The following is a 2,573-nucleotide window of genomic DNA, read 5'->3' as shown; positions in this document are numbered from 1 at the left end:
AATTCATAGATCCTTTCAGGGGTTCTATACAACCATATAAAACAATAGACTAAATCAACACTCATCAAGCCAAACTTTTTCAAAGGTTACAGAAATTTCTTTAATTTATAGTCAACCAAGAGAACTTTAGGATATAGAATTGCGGTAGTATAACAAAGTATTTCATCAGTGTATTAATCCAAAACTTAAAGTATTGCTCTAACCTTAACCTATAGTGCCATAGCTCTGTTGCTAGACAACTTACCTCAATAGGTATATAATAGCGGGCTTTACCAAAAATTTAATCACTGAATAATTAATTCAAAAATATTTTAATGTCTCTATTTGATTGGTTTGCAAATCGACAAAAATCAGCCCAGAACTCTCAACAAAGACCTGAACGAGAAATTGCTGATGGACTTTGGCTTAAATGTGAAGCTTGTGGCGCTCTAACTTATACAAAAGACCTCCAAGCAAATCAAATGGTTTGCCTAGAATGTGGACACCATATACGAGTATCTAGCCAAGAGCGCATTCAGCAGTTGATAGATACTAACACCTGGATGCCAATTAACGAACAAGTTAGAGGAACAGACCCCTTGAAATTCCGCGATCGCAAAGCATACAGCGATCGCCTCCAAGAATATCAAAGAAAAACTGGACTTCTAGATGCTGTACAAACAGGTATCGGTAATATTGAAGCAGAACCTGTGGCCTTGGGAGTTATGGACTTTGGATTTATGGGAGGAAGTATGGGTTCAGTCGTTGGAGAAAAACTGACCCGATTAATTGAAAAGGCCACTCAAGAAAGTTTACCTGTAGTAATTATTTGTGCTTCTGGTGGAGCCAGAATGCAAGAAGGAATGTTGAGTCTGATGCAAATGGCCAAGATATCCGGTGCTCTAGAACAGCATAGAGAAGCTAAACTGCTATACATTCCAGTTTTAACTCATCCGACTACAGGTGGTGTAACTGCCAGTTTTGCCATGCTTGGAGATATTATTATCGCTGAACCGAAAGCCACAATAGGTTTTGCTGGACGACGAGTGATTGAACAAACAGTCCGTGAAAAATTACCCGACAACTTTCAGACCTCTGAGTATCTATTGGAACATGGTTTTGTAGACGCTATTGTACCTCGTACCCAATTAAAGAAAACTCTGGTCCAGTTAATCCGCCTACATAAACCTCATTCTACCACCCTTAGTTCNGAAAGCCACAATAGGTTTTGCTGGACGACGAGTGATTGAACAAACAGTCCGTGAAAAATTACCCGACAACTTTCAGACCTCTGAGTATCTATTGGAACATGGTTTTGTAGACGCTATTGTACCTCGTACCCAATTAAAGAAAACTCTGGTCCAGTTAATCCGCCTACATAAACCTCATTCTACCACCCTTAGTTCTGCTGAGTCATTAGAAGCAGGGCCATATTGTCATTTACCCTTTCCGGCAGAACACCATAATTCCTTGACAAATGAGCATAAAATTCAAGCTACACCTCAGAATTAAATTATGGGAACTTCAAAGGAATTTTTGTAACTGGCTTGATCTAAATTATAAACAAACTGAAAAAAATTTATGGGTTTTGCTGATATATCAATCCAAGAAATAGCAGAAGACTTTAATGTCCATGTAAATCAGGTACTTCGTCTTTGTGACCAAATGGGGATTTCTTATAAGCATTCTCAAACTCGTTTGGCCTTAGAGGATGCCAAAGCAATCATGTCTCACATATTGGCCCAAAAACAAAAGTCTGATTCCTAATAGAGGAGTCTAAATACTTGACTAATTGACACCTGAACACTGATAAATAAAAATTAGATTAAAGTTCAGTAAACCTGAAGTCCAGTTACTTCAAGGAAATATTTCCATTAATGAACATATCTGTGTTGGTTGATTAACTTGCCAGTTTTAAGGAGAAGAAACTTGAAAAAATTTTTCATAGCTGTAGTTGCCATACTATTCTTGACGTTTCAAACGTTCATCAACAGTGCCACTGCAGCTGAATTAACTGATAACGATCGAACTTTACCTCTGAATGAGGATGGTGAAGAAGTTGTACTTACCATTAAGGAATACACAAGAGGCAGACGGGCATTTAATAATGTTTGTTCTCAGTGTCATGTAGGAGGAATTACCAAAACAAATCCTGATGTTTCCTTAGACCCAGAAGTTTTATCATTGGCCTATCCAGCACGAGATAATATAGAAGGTTTGATAGACTACATGAAAAATCCTACTACTTATGATGGGTTTATTGAAATATTTGAGTTTCATCCCAGTATTAAGAGTGCGGATATTTACCCAGAAATGAGAAATCTTACAGAGGATGATTTATACGCGATCGCTGGTTACATTCTTGTACAGCCTAAAGTTTTAGGCAAAGGATGGGGCGGCGGTAAAATCTTCCGTTAAAATTCTTTTTTTTTCAAACATTGATTGATGATTTTAGATTATTGTTTTTTTGATGGGAAAAAATCTATTTTTCTCCTCATTAAAGCCTAATCTAAAATCAGTTATTTATATTTGATATTTGTAGTTACTAAAGTAATAAAAGTATTATGTTGAATAAATCATTACTGATTCGTTTT

Annotated in this window: 2 protein-coding genes and 2 pseudogenes; all 4 read left to right on the top strand. The window is 36.7% G+C overall.

Annotated elements, in window-relative coordinates:
- Positions 1-314 precede the first annotated feature (314 nt).
- Positions 315-1,189, top strand: a pseudogene (gene accD, locus AFK68_RS02355) (acetyl-CoA carboxylase, carboxyltransferase subunit beta); the annotation flags it as partial.
- A 1-nt stretch (position 1,190) separates the two neighbouring features.
- Positions 1,191-1,491, top strand: a pseudogene (locus tag AFK68_RS40885) (acetyl-CoA carboxylase carboxyl transferase subunit beta); the annotation flags it as partial.
- 69 nt (positions 1,492-1,560) lie between these two features.
- Positions 1,561-1,746, top strand: a complete 186-nt coding sequence (locus AFK68_RS02345; RefSeq protein ID WP_094671321.1) for a translation initiation factor IF-2 N-terminal domain-containing protein — start codon at positions 1,561-1,563, stop codon at positions 1,744-1,746.
- Between the two features lie 162 nt (positions 1,747-1,908).
- Positions 1,909-2,397: a photosystem II cytochrome c-550 gene (psbV, locus tag AFK68_RS02340; protein WP_094671319.1), complete on the top strand. Its 489-nt coding sequence runs from the start codon at positions 1,909-1,911 to the stop codon at positions 2,395-2,397.
- The last annotated feature ends 176 nt before the right edge of the window (positions 2,398-2,573 follow it).

Origin of the sequence: Hydrocoleum sp. CS-953, assembly GCF_002260545.1 — a bacterium.
Lineage (GTDB): Bacteria > Cyanobacteriota > Cyanobacteriia > Cyanobacteriales > Microcoleaceae > Trichodesmium.
Note: the sequence above shows the minus strand (reverse complement) of the source record. Positions and strands in the feature narration are given on the sequence as shown.

Coding starts and splice junctions, on each gene's coding strand:
- AFK68_RS02345 (WP_094671321.1), top strand. CDS start 1,561: ATGGGTTTTGCTGATATATCAATCCAAGAAATAGCAGAAGACTTTAAT.